At 45.3% G+C, this 16,275-nt stretch carries 16 protein-coding genes and 1 riboswitch; of the genes, 3 read left to right on the forward strand and 13 right to left on the reverse strand.

Annotation, left to right across the window (positions count from 1 at the left end; all coding sequences use genetic code 11):
- Positions 1-64 precede the first annotated feature (64 nt).
- The 13 genes from NSS87_RS29780 to NSS87_RS29840 all read right to left on the reverse strand — a co-directional run bounded on the left by NSS87_RS29780 (position 65) and on the right by NSS87_RS29840 (position 13,004).
- Positions 65-1,078 carry a potassium channel family protein gene (locus NSS87_RS29780; protein ID WP_042192769.1) on the reverse strand — a complete coding sequence of 338 codons (1,014 nt, stop codon included), beginning with the start codon at positions 1,076-1,078 and terminating at the stop codon, positions 65-67.
- A gap of 123 nt (positions 1,079-1,201) precedes the next feature.
- On the reverse strand, positions 1,202-1,594 hold the full coding sequence (locus NSS87_RS29785; protein WP_042192771.1) for a DUF350 domain-containing protein: 393 nt from the start codon (positions 1,592-1,594) through the stop codon (positions 1,202-1,204).
- Positions 1,591-2,184: a hypothetical protein gene (locus NSS87_RS29790; RefSeq protein WP_179085796.1), complete on the reverse strand. Its 594-nt coding sequence runs from the start codon at positions 2,182-2,184 to the stop codon at positions 1,591-1,593. Before NSS87_RS29790 ends, NSS87_RS29785 begins: the two co-directional genes overlap by 4 nt.
- Before the next feature lie 39 nt (positions 2,185-2,223).
- Positions 2,224-3,426 carry a glutathionylspermidine synthase family protein gene (locus tag NSS87_RS29795; RefSeq protein ID WP_042192775.1) on the reverse strand — a complete coding sequence of 401 codons (1,203 nt, stop codon included), beginning with the start codon at positions 3,424-3,426 and terminating at the stop codon, positions 2,224-2,226.
- Positions 3,423-4,109 carry a hypothetical protein gene (locus NSS87_RS29800; protein WP_149645450.1) on the reverse strand — a complete coding sequence of 229 codons (687 nt, stop codon included), beginning with the start codon at positions 4,107-4,109 and terminating at the stop codon, positions 3,423-3,425. Before NSS87_RS29800 ends, NSS87_RS29795 begins: the two co-directional genes overlap by 4 nt.
- 27 nt (positions 4,110-4,136) lie before the next feature.
- Positions 4,137-4,352, reverse strand: a complete 216-nt coding sequence (locus NSS87_RS29805) for a hypothetical protein (RefSeq protein WP_042192779.1) — start codon at positions 4,350-4,352, stop codon at positions 4,137-4,139.
- A gap of 67 nt (positions 4,353-4,419) precedes the next feature.
- Positions 4,420-5,775, reverse strand: a complete 1,356-nt coding sequence (locus NSS87_RS29810; protein WP_339243947.1) for an MFS transporter — start codon at positions 5,773-5,775, stop codon at positions 4,420-4,422.
- Positions 5,776-5,861: 86 nt separating this feature from the next.
- Complete coding sequence (locus tag NSS87_RS29815; RefSeq protein ID WP_042192781.1) at positions 5,862-6,896, reverse strand: sugar diacid recognition domain-containing protein; 1,035 nt, start codon at positions 6,894-6,896, stop codon at positions 5,862-5,864.
- 150 nt (positions 6,897-7,046) lie between these two features.
- Positions 7,047-8,195 carry a glycerate kinase gene (locus NSS87_RS29820; RefSeq protein ID WP_042192783.1) on the reverse strand — a complete coding sequence of 383 codons (1,149 nt, stop codon included), beginning with the start codon at positions 8,193-8,195 and terminating at the stop codon, positions 7,047-7,049.
- Positions 8,196-8,227: 32 nt separating this feature from the next.
- Positions 8,228-9,526 (reverse strand): SLC13 family permease, encoded by a 1,299-nt coding sequence (locus NSS87_RS29825; protein WP_042192785.1) that lies wholly within the window; start codon positions 9,524-9,526, stop codon positions 8,228-8,230.
- Between the two features lie 211 nt (positions 9,527-9,737).
- Entirely contained in the window at positions 9,738-11,057 is a 1,320-nt protein-coding gene (locus NSS87_RS29830) for a nucleobase:cation symporter-2 family protein (RefSeq protein WP_339243949.1), read from the reverse strand.
- Positions 11,051-11,665, reverse strand: coding sequence for a xanthine phosphoribosyltransferase (locus NSS87_RS29835; protein WP_076284939.1), 615 nt, complete (start codon positions 11,663-11,665; stop codon positions 11,051-11,053). Before NSS87_RS29835 ends, NSS87_RS29830 begins: the two co-directional genes overlap by 7 nt.
- Before the next feature lie 171 nt (positions 11,666-11,836).
- Positions 11,837-11,940: riboswitch (purine riboswitch) on the reverse strand.
- A gap of 116 nt (positions 11,941-12,056) precedes the next feature.
- Positions 12,057-13,004, reverse strand: coding sequence for a sugar-binding transcriptional regulator (locus tag NSS87_RS29840; RefSeq protein WP_339243951.1), 948 nt, complete (start codon positions 13,002-13,004; stop codon positions 12,057-12,059).
- A 142-nt stretch (positions 13,005-13,146) separates the two neighbouring features.
- Here NSS87_RS29840 and rpiA point away from each other — a divergent pair, with 142 nt between their 5' ends.
- From rpiA to NSS87_RS29855, 3 genes are all read left to right on the forward strand, one after another.
- On the forward strand, positions 13,147-13,815 hold the full coding sequence (rpiA, locus tag NSS87_RS29845; RefSeq protein WP_339248700.1) for a ribose 5-phosphate isomerase A: 669 nt from the start codon (positions 13,147-13,149) through the stop codon (positions 13,813-13,815).
- Between the two features lie 33 nt (positions 13,816-13,848).
- Positions 13,849-14,817: a Gfo/Idh/MocA family oxidoreductase gene (locus tag NSS87_RS29850; protein ID WP_042192794.1), complete on the forward strand. Its 969-nt coding sequence runs from the start codon at positions 13,849-13,851 to the stop codon at positions 14,815-14,817.
- Between the two features lie 235 nt (positions 14,818-15,052).
- Complete coding sequence (locus NSS87_RS29855; protein WP_076284942.1) at positions 15,053-16,261, forward strand: MFS transporter; 1,209 nt, start codon at positions 15,053-15,055, stop codon at positions 16,259-16,261.
- The last annotated feature ends 14 nt before the right edge of the window (positions 16,262-16,275 follow it).

The following is a 16,275-nucleotide window of genomic DNA, read 5'->3' on the forward strand; positions in this document are numbered from 1 at the left end:
AAAAAAGGCGGAATTCCGCGAAGCCATAGCTCCCGAAAATCCGCCTATTCCATCTAATTCTGACCTAACCCTTGATCCTACGATACGTCGCTTCATCGGAAACAACATACAATCTAGCATCCTTAGGAATAGCCTGATCCAGCTTTCGATTGATACTTAGATCGCTACGATCCGCCAATAAGGTTGCACCTTGCAGAAGCAGGCTCTGAAACGCGTCCCCATAAGTCTTCCACGTAGTATTCACTGGAATCTCATAAATATCATCACCATATTTACGGCTCAGCAGCTGCGTTATCACCTCAGAGTTGCCCTCTTGCAGTGCAGAACGAACAGCCAGTCTGGAGATGGCATCATGCGAAAGAACGAACTCGTTTACTTGGACATGCCTGAAATTCTGAATATTCTTCTCTTGCATTATTTCTACAGTCGTATGTACTTGTGGTGCAATGCGCTCAATGCTAGAGGCAATTAACAAAGATTTGCCGTCGATCAGCGATGCTTCATCAATCTTTGTGTCCCCGAACACAATGGCTGCTCTTGCTTCATGGATGTTAGCCTTAAGAAGAATCTCATCACTGGAGGCATCGCCACTTATAAAGTGAACTTGATCCATATGCTCCAGAGGATGACTTCCAGTCTCATCAATGATGACAATGTGGCATTTCGGCGAATAGCATAGAATCTCCTCTACGGCAGCTTGTGCTTTCTTACTCCAATTAATCAGAATCACATGATCCTTTCCCCGAAAGCTCAACGTTCCCGCTCCTCTCCTTCTCTGCACCTCCGCTATGGAGTCAATGACCTTACCAATAACCAAGCTGAGGAGGCCGATACCAAAGATATATAGAAACATGGTAAACAGCTTTCCAACTACGGTCTCTGCAAAATAATCTCCATATCCTACGGTCGCCATCGTTGTCATGACCCAATAAAATGCATTAAACCAACTGTGAAACGTACCCGGCTCGATCAGGTAAGCAATCGACGCACTAAGAACTATAAAGATCAGAATGATTAGCCCTATCGTCCGTTTACGTAACCGCATCATCTTGGTGGAAATTCTCAGAAACAGATGCATCTGCCCACCCCTTCTTCACATCAAGCAAAAAGTAAAACTTATACTTTCTTAGATTTTCAATAAGGCTGCCACTCGACGGATGGATCGGGGCAACCTTTGTCTTTATCCTATTTCAAGTTGAAACTAAACAATCAAACTGCTAATCGCAAATGCAGTCCCAATAAACACCAAGCAAAGCATAGTGCCTACAGCCACATTCCCTTTCTCCAGATGCTCTGAAATCTTAAAGGTTGGGGTTGCCAATTCAAAGATCCAATAAGCCGCTATCAAGCACACATAACCTACCGCAAACCAAATGATCATGTGCAAAATGGAGGTATTCGTATACGCCGCTACGCCAATAATAATAGCCGTTGCCAGAAACTTGCCGCCTAAAGCCAAAGCTACAGCCACATTGCCTTTCTTCAGCTCCTCCATATCTTTAAACGGAGTCATTAAACCAAAGATCACCATGCCTAACACTTGCAAAAGAATAATCACAAACACACTTACTACCAAATTAACCACCATCGTCACTTCGCCCACCCCCGAAATTTCGCATACGCCGAATCATAGTCGGCAAAATCATGTACTTCCTCAAGGACTACGGAAGCGGTTTTCTTTTTCTCTAATGCGGTATAGCGTTCATCATCAATCGGCTGCTTAATCCGATTTCCTGAAGGGAGCTCAAGCACCGCAAAGTTTCTTGTCTTATCCTTATACTTAGTCTTGTATACTCCTACAAGATCAACATCAGTGGTTACCGATACTTTAAGATTGGTAAGATCCTCTGCTGCCGTTTTTTCATCTGCATAAGACTTAATCGTGCTCCATGAAGACAGGCGAACTTCATTCTTCTGATCAGCATCCGTGATTAACTCGGCGTCCATGAACTGAAGTGTCCAAATTTTATCGCCAGTAGCATAATTCCCATCATTCGGGAGCAGTTCATTATCCGGCAAAACCGTCATGTCACTCCCAATTAAATCCCCTACGGTACTCTCTACCACCCGGTAGTCCCACGGTACCCGTGCTACACTATCTGAAGTTTGAGCTGTTCCTGAATCAAATACACTGCCCTGATTACTGGAACATGCGCTTAGCAACAGTACCGTCAAAAGCATCATACATAAGACTCCGATTCGGGCTTTCTTGCTCTTATCCAATTATCTCACTCCCAACGCAATAAAATGACTGGCATTGCCTGTAATCAATCCGCCCGCTCGGCCGAGCATACCACAAGGCTTCCCGTTAATCACGAACATGCCTGTCAGTAGATGAAATTCACCCTCTGATGTCGTTATCCGTGCTAAATCAGCTCTTTTTTGATACACAGTGGGGAAGAGCTGACTACTGTCATAACCGTCTTCATCTTCAAGCTCTAGCGCACCGCTATCATCAAACATGCGCACCGAACCCCCTTCACGGCCAAAAACAGATTTGGACACAAAGTTCCCTGAGAATACAGGCTTATTATAAGTAGGCAAAATATAGCGCGAGATCGTCTCTCGCTCTTCCTTGTCGAATAGCAGGCCCAGCTCATACATTCCCCACACCGCTGCAACCAGCCCCTTGGATTGGAGCAATATACTGTGAGGACCATTAAAGAGCTGAAGATTCCCTTGCTCTACCGCATAGGCGAGGGCATCACCGCCTTCATCCACAGCCATCCACTCTTTAGGATATAGAGCGAACATCCGCTCGATCACACGGTCCTCCCCATCCTTGAGAATTCCGTTGTCGACCCACAGATCAAGACAATCCACACACTGGATATCGAGACCACTGTGCTTCACTAATGCTTCTATCGTACCTGAATCTTCAAGATGAGATCCATAAGCCACACAAGCTGCGGTATCCGGACGTTCTACCTGCCAAGCTGCCGCAACTTGTGCCTTCATCCCTTGATTTGGACTCTGCATTCCAGCTTGCTCACAGATCCATGGTGTAGCTATCGAGGCTTCCACATAACCTGTTGGGGTATCCGCATTCAGTTCGAGCAGCTTAATCGTCCCATCATGGGCTATGGCAAAGTCAAATCTGGCATACCGACTAATGAATCCTTCTTCTGGCATAGGACACCCGTCAAGCATCTCCCAAAGTACAGGGGGAATCCCAAGCAGTTCATACAAATCGCGCTTTAGATGAACATAGCGAACCGCTTTATCGAGAATGGCCCAGAGTTTTGATGAGGCTTCTTCAAGCTCCTTATAAGTGTCCCTTTGCATTAGAGCAATTGCATCCAACCAGTACTCTTCATCCTCAAGATCAGCCCAAGTGAACCCGAGTTCATATAACGCTTTGACCCGTGGACCTCTTTCAAGCTCAGACTGATCTAGAATTTCAAATACACTCTGCTGCTCACTCATCCGCCAAAACCACTCTTACTTGAGCCTGATCTCGAAGAGGACTTCGAGCCTGAGCTAGATTTAGAGTTCTTCGAAGAGTTTAATCCGCTGGAAGTGCCACCGATTCCATTTTTTGAGGAAGAACCTCTTCTCGTAATGGAGCCTGTGGAGGAAGTCGATGTTTTGGGCTTTACAACAGAACCGGGAACCTTCTTATTCTGGAATTTCTCACTGCTATAGGTAGGCGGCTTATAAGTTGTTCTCGTGCCTCCATAATAAGTTGGACGGTCCTTAGACCATCCTCTGGAAGAGTAATTGCCACCACTGTTAAACAGCATGTGATATAGCAGCAAGTCATCCCAACCAAAACCTGAATGATATCCACCATAGTTATTCACTACCGTCGTTCCATTATTGGTTACAACACCTTGGCCTTCCTGTTCTACCTCTTGTGCACCTTCCGGATATGGAATATTCCAATCCACATTTTTGTCAAAATAGGCTTTAACCTCTTCGGTAGACCAGGACACTAGCTGTGGTTCATCTCCAGAAGTATTTGCACTAGCCCCTGCGCCGCCAGGAATAAACATAGCATTCGCTAACAAAGCTATGCCTAGCGAAGTAGATAATACTCGAATGGGCTTACCATCAGAAGTGAATAATTTGGATACCGCTAATTCCTTATCCTTTTCATCTTTAGACATCGTAAGGTTCTCCTTCCCTTATCTCAATCATTCGTTGTGCATCGGAACAAGTAAAAGCTCCAGCTTGCCTTCATCTACATTCAGCCGTCCTTCAACCGTTTCATATTCAACACTGCCAACCACAATATAATTGACATGCTCTAGCGCTGCGATCATATTCATGCTCCACGTGCGTTCCTCAATGACTCGCAGCCCGCCTTCCGGCATTTTTTCAAATAAGATTACATTCATCCCATTGTCCATTATTACCATTCCTTCCTTAGTTCTGCTATAGCATCTGATACGTCTTTATTACCTTTTCGTTTCAGTTCTAGGTGTGCATAGACTGCCCAACCTTACTCTTGGCGTTAGAACGTCTATATATAAGAAGAATTCCTAACGAGCATAAGCAAACGAGGAGCAACACGCCGTATACATGCTGATATGCTTTTGCAGGGGAGATATCACGCTGAGCATGCAGCAAAAGCCCGCAGACTGCAACAGATACAGAGCCTCCGAAGAATTGAACCAGCTGTAAAAGCCCCATACCAGAACCAATCCAAGTCCTTGGAAGAACTATAGAAGTTTCATTGTTTAAGGATGCCATCGTAGCTGAGAAAGCGGGAGAGAAGCATAGATAACCTAGCAGCAGTACTACAGGTGATACAGAAAGATTCAGGGCAAACACAGCCATAACGGCTGCAAGTATACAATGTCCAATCACTAAGAAGCGTATATTACCGTACCGATCAATAAAACGTCCCACATAACGGGTCAGAAATGCAGATAATAGCGCTCCCGGTGCGATATACAAACCAATCATCAGCGCTGATTTATCAAACAGATTAGCGAGCGCAAGCGGCATCAGGAACAAGTTCCCTAGGTTCAGCACCAGAATACAAAAGCCTATGGCAACCAGTTTCAAGTAACCCGGCATGGTAAGCAGCTGTGGATTAATGAATGATTCCTTGGCCTTCTTCAGATGTACGGTATGCACGATAATAGACACTACACCCACCGCTAACCATACAAGCGACTGGGTAGTTACAGCTACCAGCAGACTTGCTGCATTTACCACGGTCAGCGCCGCCCCCAGGATGTCAAAGCTTGCAGGCTGTGGCTGTTCCTTAGGCAATAACCGCAGTAGTACCGGCAGCACAATAAGCACAAGGCAAGTTATGCCGAACAATCCGTTCCAGCCAAAGTACTGGCTGATGACACCTCCGACAATAGGGCCCAAACCAAAGGCCATTGCACTACCCGCCGAGATCATCGCAATAGCAGCGCCGCGTCTTTCAATCGGAACATAGCGACTGGCGAGTACAAGCCCCAATCCAGCCATAGAGCCGGCGCCCGCAGATTGTAGGATTCTTGTAATCAATAGCATATTAAAGTCATGTGCGAACAATCCAAACACAGATGCTGTCCCAAGCGTAATTAAGCCAATGGTCAAGAGCTTGCGAATCGGCACCAAGTCTGATAACCGGCTATAAATAACCGTCGACAACGCATATCCAATCGAATAGCTGGAAATGACCCATGAGCCTAGGTCAGCAGAAATTTGGAGATCCTGAATAATGGTTGGAAGCGATACATTAAACATCGTTGTGTTCATCACTACAATAAAGAGGCACATCGTCCATAATGGCATGACAATTTTATCATTCATTCCTACTTTCTCATTCATTCCTACTCCATCCCTGTCCTAATTTATCTATACATGCTCAACTAATTTTATGCCTATAAAAAGAGGTTGGCAATTAGAAGAGGAAATTACTTGCGCCACATCAATCCACATACCAGTTCGAACAGCTCTATATAGTTGCGTGGATTTTTACCCGTCAATGTATGAATGCGGTTAAGTCGGTAATTCAGTGTATTTCGGTGAATATTCAACTTCTGTACCGTTCGATTATGATCTCCATTCTCCGCAATAAATACTTGCAGTGTTTCAATCAGACCCGTCTTGTCTCCCGACTGATCCAGAAGAGCATAAATCGTCCCTGGCCGCTCATCCCCTTCATAGGATAAGTGTATTAGAAACCTCAATTCTGCATAGGTATATAGTTTTTTGAGTGGATCGACTCTACTGCCAATATGAATGGCCGCCTGTGCCTGTTCCAACGAATAAGCGGCTAACTCCTCTGCCTCGCCAGAGCCGATCCGTCTCACATCACCGCAAGCACTAAGCTTTCCTATCAGCTCTTTATAGAGAAATCCATCTGTGATGAAAAAAACAGCCTTGTCGTTCTCCAAATTCCAGTAATGCGGATAGGATCTAAAAACGCTTCTGAACTCCTTCCCATTCACGTCTCCATCTACCAGGATGGCCCAGCATTTCTTCTTCAGATCAAGCCCATAGCTACTCGCCCGTTCTAGAAATTCAAGATCATACGCCTCTTTACGATAAGACAATTCATGATAAAATTTCACACGCTTTACTCTGTCATCCTGCTCCTGCTTATTCCTTGCTTCCTGCTCTATAAGTAATATGGTAGTAACTCTGACCAGCTTGCTAAACGGTCTAACCTCATCCGGATGTCCCGTAATGCCTACCACACCCAAAACTTTACGGTCTATAATAATGGGTTCATTCACCCCTGGCTTCATTCCAATGCCGTCCTCGTATACCTCAAAGACATGCCCACTTTGAATGGCTATTCTCGCTCCCTCATGTAAGGTCCCAACCCGTTTTAGATCTCCACTCCCTACAATAAAGCCGTTCTCATCCATAACATTAATGTTATAAGGAACTACACTCATCATTTCCTGTGCGATTTGTCCTGCGAGTGATTTCGATATCTTCATGTCTGCCCCTCCTGTTCCTGTATATTCTACTCAGAAAGCTTCTACCTTAAAAATAAACAAGAAGAAACGGTTGTCGTCCTTAAAAGACGATAACCGTTTCTCGTAGGAATAATAAGGATGATGTAATATCTCCGTCGCTTTTTATAATGATCAACCTTGGTTCAGTGCGACTAGCCGGGCCACGTTCTCAGCGGATCTTTCCAGATTCTCCTGCCCTTTCTTCAGGGCATCCTCCAATGAAGCCGCACCTGGCATAATGCCAAAAATAGCATCGATTCCTTTATCATACAGCACTTCTGTCTGATCGCCGATCCGTCCCGCGAAGGCTAGCACGGGTTTATTATATTTCTTAGCGACCTGGGCAACGCCTAACGGTGTCTTGCCATATTGAGTCTGGAAGTCGATGCTTCCTTCCCCGGTCCACACCATATCAGCCTGTTGCACCTTTTCTTCAAGTCCGGTGTAGTCAATGACAAGCTCAATGCCCTTTTTTAACACTCCGTTTAAAAACACTACCAGCCCTCCACCAAGTCCACCGGCTGCACCAGCTCCAGGCATATCCATAATATCGTTTCCAAGCTGTTCCTTGATGACACTCGCATAATGCTGAAGATTACTGTCGAGCTGTTTGATCATCTCTGAAGTAGCACCCTTTTGCGGACCAAATACATTAGAAGCTCCGGTCGGACCACATAATGGATTCGTAACATCACAGGCCACTTCAACCTGCACATCCTTCAGGCGAGGGTCAAATTCACTCAAATCGATCCTTGCTAATCTGCCAAGCTCACCGCCGCCAAATATCAGTTCATCCCCTTCTTCGTCCAGAAGTCTGCCGCCTAGCGCTTGAACCAACCCGGCACCTCCATCATTGGTGGCACTACCTCCGATACCTATTAGCAGTTTGCTGACACCACGGTCCAGACAGGCTTTGATTAATTGTCCTGTTCCGTAAGTTGTTGTAATCAAAGGGTTACGTTCCTCAGGGGATACCAGCTGAATGCCGCTCGCGCTGGCCATTTCCAGTACGCCTGTCAATCCATCACCTGTAATTCCGTAGGATGCGCTAACTTCATTGCCAAGAGGGCCTTTAACTTTAGTAGTATATACGGTGCCCTCGGTTGCATCGACTAAGGACTGCATCGTTCCTTCGCCGCCATCCGCCATAGGTACATGAATACAATTTATATTAGAATTCACTTTATGAATGCCTCTTTCCATGGCTTCACAAGCTTCTTTAGCTGTCATACTTTCTTTGAAAGAATCCGGTGCCAGAACGATAACCAGGTCTTTTTTCATAGAATATCTGTCCCTTCTAGTTAGAGATATTATTATAGGATGAAGCCGTAAAGTATAGTAGCAACGATAGCCATTGTCAGACCCACGAGACTTTCGTAAGGAATCAGTGACATCCGGTCCTTGATGTTCATCTTAACGGAATCCGCAGTGACGTGGAAGAAGTTACCATGTGGCAGATGATCAATCACTGTAGCCCCGGTATGCACCATAATCGCCGCATTAAGTGGCGCTGTCCCCATAGATAGAATAGCGGGCCCGAACGATCCGGCTGCCACAATGGAAGCCGTAGATGTGGACGCTGTAGCGGCCGCCATCAAGATACCTGCAATCGGAGCAAGGAAGGTTCCTGAGATCCCCATAGCTGTAATTGCATCAACAACCGTAGCACTTAAGTCAGACTTTGAGATAATGCCAGCGATAGCACCAGCACCAATCAGGATAATGGCTGTACCTGTCATTTTATTTAACCCTGAGGTTGTAAAAGAAATGATGTTCTTCGTCTGTTTCATAGCAATCAGTCCAATAATACCGGCAAGAGGCAAGATGATCATAGAGTCCACTTTAAAGGATTTCAGCAATTCGATATTCAGAATATTTCCGACCGGATTAATGGCCAGAAGCAGAATAGCGACAACTGGAGCGACGATAGCACGGCCGAAGCTTGGTTTAACCTTAGAGGTATCTTCCTCTTTCGTTACAACATCGCCGTCTGCGATTTTCACACCTTTGTTGACTAAGAGATTAGCAATAATAACAGTGACAATCAGACCCGCAACAGCTGGGATGAACCCATGGATCATCACCTGAGCCAAATCTACATCAAAGCCCTTCGCTACGGCAATGGTATTTGGGTTTGGAGAAATAATATTACCTGCTTTACCGCCACCAACCAGAGCGAGTAGTAAGGCTGTTTTGGAAATGCCGATTTTTTTACCCACAGACAAAGCAATCGGAGCGACGATAATGATGGCTACCGTGATGAATACACCAACTGCTGTAATAATCATAGTAGCTAGTGCTATAGACAATAAGGCTTTCTTTTCACCAAGCTTGTCTACGATGGTCTCAGCCATTCGTTCGGCTGCACCTGATTCAATCAGTACCCCCGCCAGCACACCTGCCGCGAGTACACGTACAACTGCCCCCATTACACTATTCGTTCCATCGATAATATACTGTACCGTTTCCGCAATAGAAGCGCCGCCCAATATCCCTCCGGCAATTGCGCCTAAAAAGAGTGCGTAGACCGGATTAACCTTTTTAAAAATCAATACGACGGCTAATATCAATCCTGCAACAGCGCCCATCCAGTTAATTACTGTGCCTTCCATCTCTAGTTGCCCCCTTAATATAAAAGTATGACACTTTAAAGTGTGTGTTTTGATAACGCTTTCTAAACTGAGTATACTGCGCTTACAAACCCAATTATATTGACGGGACAACCTATTTTTTTGTGCAAATGCACAAGCCCCGAACACAAAAGAAGACCAAGCTTAGGTTATACTTCACCCAGGCTTGGTCTTTTATCATGAATCAAACGTATTAAGAAACTTGTGTTTCTTTCGTTAGAACAGGGGGAGCAGGATCTTCTGCCAGAACGTTATCCTTTGTCTTCGAGAGGAAGATGTTCAGCACAATCGCTGTAAGCGAACCAGATACGATACCGTTTTGTAGCAGCATCCGAGCGAATTCAGGCAATTGGTCGAACATCGCAGGCACAGTTGCTGAACCCAAACCAACAGCGATACTACAAGCGGCAATTAGCAGATTGCCATCCTTACGCAGATCTACCTCTGATAGAATCGACATACCAGATACAGCAACCGATCCGAACATCACGATCATCGCTCCACCCAGTACGGCATCAGGGATAACCGTCGTCAGAGCCGCCAATTTAGGCAACAGTCCCAGTACAACCATAATCCCACCAGCTGCAAAAATAACATTACGAGTTTTGACCCGAGTTAGCGAGACCAAACCTACATTTTGCGAAAATGCTGTGTACGGAAATGCATTAAAGATCCCGCCCAGCATAATCGCCAATCCTTCCGAACGTAGGCCGTTTACGATCTGCTTTTGTTCCACTTTCTGATCCGTCACTTTACCAATCGCAAAGTAAACACCTGTTGACTCCACCATACTAACAATATTAACAATGATCATAGTGAAAATAGCCGTAAGATTGAACTGTGGCCATCCGAAGTAGAAAGGCTGTGCAACACTTACCCAAGAGGCTTCACCTACTGTTGAGAAACTAACAATGCCCATTCCATAAGCAATTATTGTGCCGACTAAAAGACCTATCAAAACAGAAACCGAGCGAAGAAATCCTGTAGTAAAACGGTTAACCGCTAGAATGACCAGCAGCGTGATCAGTGCAAGCAACAAATTACGAGGATTTCCAAAATCAGCGTTGCCTTCTCCACCAGCTACGCTATTCATAGCTACCGGAATAAGAGATAACCCAATAATGGTCACGACTGAGCCCGTTACTATCGTTGGGAAGAACCTCAGCAGCTTCCCGTAAAGCGGGGCCGCCAGTACCACGAATAGACCAGATAAAATAATTGCTCCGTACACAGTCGCCAGATTGTTAGAACTGCCAATAGCGATGATCGGTCCAACTGCCGTAAAGGTACATCCAAGAATAACTGGCAACCTGCTGCCAAAATACTTGGTGCCCATTATTTGCAGCAAAGTAGCTAACCCGCAAGTAAACAAATCAGCTGCGATAAGATAAGCCATTTGAGTGGCATTCAGGTTCAGCGCGTTCCCTACGATCAGAGGAACAACAACTGCTCCGGCATACATCGCCAATACATGCTGAAATCCTAACGCAAATACTTTTTTCTTGCTTAACATCCCGCACTCTCCTTGATTTTCTCTAATGAGCTTTCATTATCAATGAAGTGAATTTCACCTGGTGACATAGATGCAATACGGGCCAAGGCATGGACTTCTATGCCTCTGTTCTCCAGAAGGCTCCGGCCTTCTTGGAAGCTCTTTTCAATGACACAACCGACGCCAAGGAGCTCTGCTCCCGCCTCTTTTACGATATCAACCAGTCCTACAAGAGCAGCACCAGTAGCGAGGAAATCATCCACAATAAGCACCTTGTCATCCGGCCCAAGATATTTCTGAGAGACACTGACCAGATAATCCTCTTGGCGAGTAAAGGAATGTACAGGCGCTGAGTAGACAGCCTCTGAGAGCGTTACTGCTTTCTTTTTCTTCGCATAAACAAACGGTACACCTAATGCAATCGCAGTAGCCATGGCAAACTGAATCCCACTAGCTTCAATAGTAATTACTTTCGTGATCGGTTGATGACCGAACAACTTTTTGAACTCCTGACCGATTTGCAGCGCTAGCTCCGTATCGACCTGATGATTCAGAAATGAATCTACCTTCAGTACCGTATCTGATAAAATAAGACCCTCTTGTCTAATGCGCTCTTGAAGTACTTTCATCGTGAACTAATCTCTCCTCTTCATTAAAAAAACAAAAAAAGGACAAATCCCTTGAGTCGTTTCTCTCAAGTGAATCTGTCCTTCTGGGCTTTTGTCCCTTAGTGGTGTAACACTACATAGTGTCCGCATCGCTCGGTCCAGACCTTTCCTCCAAAGAAGAAAGCGGAACCCTAGATGCGCTATTTCACTCATAGTCGGATAATTACGATGGTTATCCGGTAGAAACTTATGGGCCATATCCCCAAGATTATATGAGTTTTATTAATGTTCGATATGAATACCTTGTATATCTTACACGCTCTGTCTGGTGCTTACAAGCAAAATTTTTAGTGTTTTGCATACCATTTTCAGGTTATTTTCACGAAATTCAATTGTTTACATTTAGTAGGGGTTACTCCAAGATCTTCTGCGCCGTTTCTTCGGTCGTTACGAGCACATTCATATACCCGCCATTTAGCGCGCCCAAGATCCCCGAAACCTTCTCCAGCGATTCCGCTACACCAATAGCGTACCTCGCTCGTCTGATCTGCTCCAGCTCAATGGTCAACGTTCGGTCCGATATTGCTGTGCGTACAGGCAATCCATTGCCATCATAAAAACGCGAGCAAATATCACCAGCTACTTTCCCGTCCTCCAGCTCATCAATCACAGCATCGCCATAAAATCCGCGCCATGCCTCTTCGCCTTTAATTTCCGGTGATCCAATGCCGAATATAGCGATATCCAGCCGATCCCATGCGTTCGCAATGGTCTGATAATACTGCGAACGCATCAGTTGATCTCTGGTTTCCTTTTGCTCCGTGATCGCTGGCACGTCAATCATTAATGAGCGCGCCCCCCACTTTAAGGCAGCTTGGTAGCAGATATTATTGACATGGTATCCACTCTCCATCTTTCCAGATGGACCACCCACCGTAGGAACACAGGTTACAAAAGGCCTCTGTCCGAGGGTCAGATTGTCTACAACGGCAGCTAAGCTGCTTCCCCAAGAGAACCCAATCGTATCTTTCGGCTGAACCACTTGCTCCAGCCATCTTGCACAAGCCTGTCCAATGGCTTTACGTTTGTTCACCCCTGACTGGGCTGGATCTATCTCTACAACAATGGCTTCCTTCAGCCCGAACCGTTCTTTCAATTCCTGCTCCAGTGTACAACGATCTCCAATATCGTAATTGATGGTGATTGTAACGATGCCCTCTTCACGGACTCTCTTTAGCATCCTACTTATGGTGGTGCGATATATGCCAAGTTCATTAGAAATTTCACTTTGCGTTAAATTCTGCTCATAGTACATTTGTGCAATCTTAATGAGCAGCTTCTTGTCTTCTTTTCGATCCATGATAGAACTCCTCGCTTTTTTCAAGGATTTGACAGATCCATAACCCCTAGCTATACTGTAGACGATTATTTTGCACATTTTTTATTATATTGCACAAATGTGCAGATTATCAATTTTTTAATGGAGATGACCGGCTTTGAATATGGACTTTAGAAAGAAAAGTTGTGCCGCAGAAGCTCTAAAGTATATTGAGAACGACACAACCATTGGTTTAGGTGGGGGTAGTACGATTTCCAATTTAATCGGGAATATTAAAGAAGCAGATCTTCGAGTAAAGGTAGTGACCCCCTCCTTCACTACAGCTTCACTCTGTGTCCAAAATGGATTGCAGGTTGTACCCACTTGGTCCGTTGACCGAATAGCTGTTGCTTTTGATGGCTGTGATGAGGTGGATGAGCAACTGCATGCGCTTAAGAGTGGTGGCGGCATTCATACGAAAGAAAAACTGATTGCTAGTATGGCGGATCATTATATATTGCTGGTAGATGAAACTAAACTTGTGAACAAGCTAACCTTCAAGCATCCCGTAGCATTGGAAATTCTTATGGATGCTCTTAGTTATGTTCAACATTCCGTGAAATCGCTGGGCGGCAAGCCTGAGATTCGAACAAGCGCAAGTAAAGATGGGTATACGGTCAGTGATCATGGCAATGTGCTGCTGGATGTCTTTTTTGACAAGGTAGAGGATAGCACTGCTCTTCAAACTGAACTCAAAGCCATTAACGGGGTCATTGAGACCTCCCTATTCACGAAAGAAGTTACCTCAGCACTTGTGGCTGGTTCAAATGGAATCAAGGTAATCTCTAAGTAAGCTCAAACAATCAAAACAGGCGAGGTGCTAACCATGAACAATCTGAAGTGGGCAATCATCGGCCCGGGAAGTATCGCTACTGAATTTGCGGCTGCTCTAAATGACATCGGCGGAACTTTATATGCGGTAGGATCACGAACCTTAGAGAAAGCCCAGGCGTTCGCGAGCCAATATGGAGCGGAGAAGGCTTATGGCAATTACAGCGAAATGCTGCAAGATCCAGAAATTGATGTCGTCTACATCTCAACACCACATAGTAACCACTACGAATACATCATAGAAAGCTTGCAGAATAACAAACATGTCCTCTGTGAAAAGGCGATCACCGTAAATAGCAAACAACTGCAGGAAATCGCCGAGCTTGCTAAACAAAAAAGCTTAGTCGTCGCAGAGGCTATGACCATCTACCATATGCCACTGTACAAAAAGCTACGGAAAATCGTGGATGAAGGTAAGATCGGACGCCTCAAAATGGTGCAGGTCTCCTTTGGCAGCCATAAAGAATATGATGTGAACAACCGTTTCTTCAGCAAAGATCTGGCGGGCGGAGCGCTGCTGGATATTGGGACGTATGCCTTGTCCTTCACAAGATTCTTCCTGTCCAAACAGCCACAGGAAATTCTAACGACAGTGAAACGTTTTGAGACAGGCGTCGATGAACAATCCGGAATCATTCTGAACAACGATGCGGATGAAATGGCGATCATCTCCCTTACCATGCGCTCCAAAATGCCTAAACGCGGCGTCGTTGCTGGAGAACTTGGCTTTATTACTGTAGACAATTTCCCACGGGCCTCTACAGCTACAATTCAATATTTAGATGGCACCCTAGAAACGATCGAAGCCGGCGATACTTCCAAAGCGCTACAATACGAAATCGAGGATATGCAGCGCTATATCGCGGCAAACAGCAACCAGGAAACCCTCAAGCTCTCCTTAGATGTCATGGACATTATGAGTAATGTTAGAGAACAATGGGGAATCAAATACAGCTTCGAATAACATACTGAACACAATAGATCAATCATCAAAGCGTTGGTATTCCCTTCAACTGAAGGAAGCCCAACGCTTTTTTGCGGATAATTTTCTAGGAATGGATGACAATATCCTTAGGTGATTTCTTATAGGTACTTTTTAGTACCTATAGCACTTTAAAGTACGTACTATACTTAAATGACTCATGCCTTCATAATTGCACTTACCGGCCGGTGATTATCAGAGTGTAGGAGTGAGAGACATGTTGTTAAACCAAAAAAGAAGTACCCTGGCACTCCTGGCTTTAGCCATTAGCGCCTTTGCGATCGGAACCACCGAGTTTATCAGTGTAGGGCTGCTGCCTTTAATCGCTGATGACCTGAATATACCGCTGACCACAGCTGGATTAACTGTTACTTTGTACGCTTTAGGGGTAACCTTTGGCGCCCCAATCTTAACGTCGCTGACCACGGCGATATCGCGCAAAACATTATTGCTTATCATTATGATTGTATTTATTATCGGCAATAGCCTTGCCGCAGCTGCGGACAGTATTACAATTCTGCTAATAGCTAGAGTAATATCTGCCCTTTCGCATGGTCTGTTCATGTCGATTGCTTCGACCATTGCCGCCGACCTTGTGCCTGAGAATCGTAAAGCCAGCGCTATTGCGATCATGTTCACAGGGCTAACCGTAGCTACTGTTACCGGTGTGCCACTGGGTACCTTTCTAGGGCAACAGTTAGGCTGGAGAGCTGCATTCATCGCCATTATTGCCATCGGGCTTATAGCGCTCATCGGTAATCTGATCTTGGTCCCTGCCACAGGGCTGCGCAAAGGAACCCGAACACCGCTTCGCGAACAAGTCAAACTCGTGAAGAACGGCCGGTTACTACTAGCCTTCGCAATCACTGCTTTAGGGTATGGAGGTACCTTTGTAGTCTTTACTTATTTATCTCCACTTCTTCATGAAATCAGCGGTTTCAAAGAGAGTACCGTTGCCATCATCCTTCTTGTTTATGGCATAGCGATCGCCATCGGCAACGTCATTGGAGGCAAATTAGCCAACCGTAACCCTATGAATGCCCTATTCTACATGTTTGCTATACAAGCTGTTGTACTTTTCGTCTTAACCTTTACCGCACCCTTTAAAGTGGCTGCACTACTTACGATCTTCTTTATGGGATTGTTAGCCTTCATGAACGTACCTGGTCTACAAGTACACGTAGTTACACTTGCAGATCGATATGCTCCGAGTGCGCGAGATGTGGCATCTGCGCTTAATATTGCTGCTTTTAACGCTGGTATTGCCATCGGGGCTTATCTTGGCGGTATCGTCACGGATCATATGGGACTGATTCATACCACTTGGGTGGGTGCTATAATGGTTCTATCCGCTGTATTCCTAACCGCTTGGAGTCGTGCGCTGGAGAAGAAAGATGAGACTCTTCTCCAGTCTGAGGCTGCTTAATCAGCCTTGCCTTA

This window comes from Paenibacillus sp. FSL F4-0243, assembly GCF_037963295.1.
GTDB lineage: Bacteria > Bacillota > Bacilli > Paenibacillales > Paenibacillaceae > Paenibacillus_AQ.

What these genes read in the sequence shown, in the direction of transcription:
- NSS87_RS29780 (WP_042192769.1), bottom strand. Translation starts at nt 1,078, where the DNA reads ATGCATCTGTTTCTGAGAATTTCCACCAAGATGATGCGGTTACGTAAA.
- NSS87_RS29790 (WP_179085796.1), bottom strand. Translation starts at nt 2,184, where the DNA reads ATGATGCTTTTGACGGTACTGTTGCTAAGCGCATGTTCCAGTAATCAG.
- NSS87_RS29795 (WP_042192775.1), bottom strand. Translation starts at nt 3,426, where the DNA reads ATGAGTGAGCAGCAGAGTGTATTTGAAATTCTAGATCAGTCTGAGCTT.
- NSS87_RS29800 (WP_149645450.1), bottom strand. Translation starts at nt 4,109, where the DNA reads ATGTCTAAAGATGAAAAGGATAAGGAATTAGCGGTATCCAAATTATTC.
- NSS87_RS29805 (WP_042192779.1), bottom strand. Translation starts at nt 4,352, where the DNA reads ATGGACAATGGGATGAATGTAATCTTATTTGAAAAAATGCCGGAAGGC.
- NSS87_RS29810 (WP_339243947.1), bottom strand. Translation starts at nt 5,775, where the DNA reads ATGAATGAGAAAGTAGGAATGAATGATAAAATTGTCATGCCATTATGG.
- NSS87_RS29815 (WP_042192781.1), bottom strand. Translation starts at nt 6,896, where the DNA reads ATGAAGATATCGAAATCACTCGCAGGACAAATCGCACAGGAAATGATG.
- NSS87_RS29820 (WP_042192783.1), bottom strand. Translation starts at nt 8,195, where the DNA reads ATGAAAAAAGACCTGGTTATCGTTCTGGCACCGGATTCTTTCAAAGAA.
- NSS87_RS29825 (WP_042192785.1), bottom strand. Translation starts at nt 9,526, where the DNA reads ATGGAAGGCACAGTAATTAACTGGATGGGCGCTGTTGCAGGATTGATA.
- NSS87_RS29830 (WP_339243949.1), bottom strand. Translation starts at nt 11,057, where the DNA reads ATGTTAAGCAAGAAAAAAGTATTTGCGTTAGGATTTCAGCATGTATTG.
- NSS87_RS29835 (WP_076284939.1), bottom strand. Translation starts at nt 11,665, where the DNA reads ATGAAAGTACTTCAAGAGCGCATTAGACAAGAGGGTCTTATTTTATCA.
- NSS87_RS29840 (WP_339243951.1), bottom strand. Translation starts at nt 13,004, where the DNA reads ATGGATCGAAAAGAAGACAAGAAGCTGCTCATTAAGATTGCACAAATG.
- rpiA (WP_339248700.1), top strand. Translation starts at nt 13,147, where the DNA reads ATGGACTTTAGAAAGAAAAGTTGTGCCGCAGAAGCTCTAAAGTATATT.
- NSS87_RS29850 (WP_042192794.1), top strand. Translation starts at nt 13,849, where the DNA reads ATGAACAATCTGAAGTGGGCAATCATCGGCCCGGGAAGTATCGCTACT.
- NSS87_RS29855 (WP_076284942.1), top strand. Translation starts at nt 15,053, where the DNA reads ATGTTGTTAAACCAAAAAAGAAGTACCCTGGCACTCCTGGCTTTAGCC.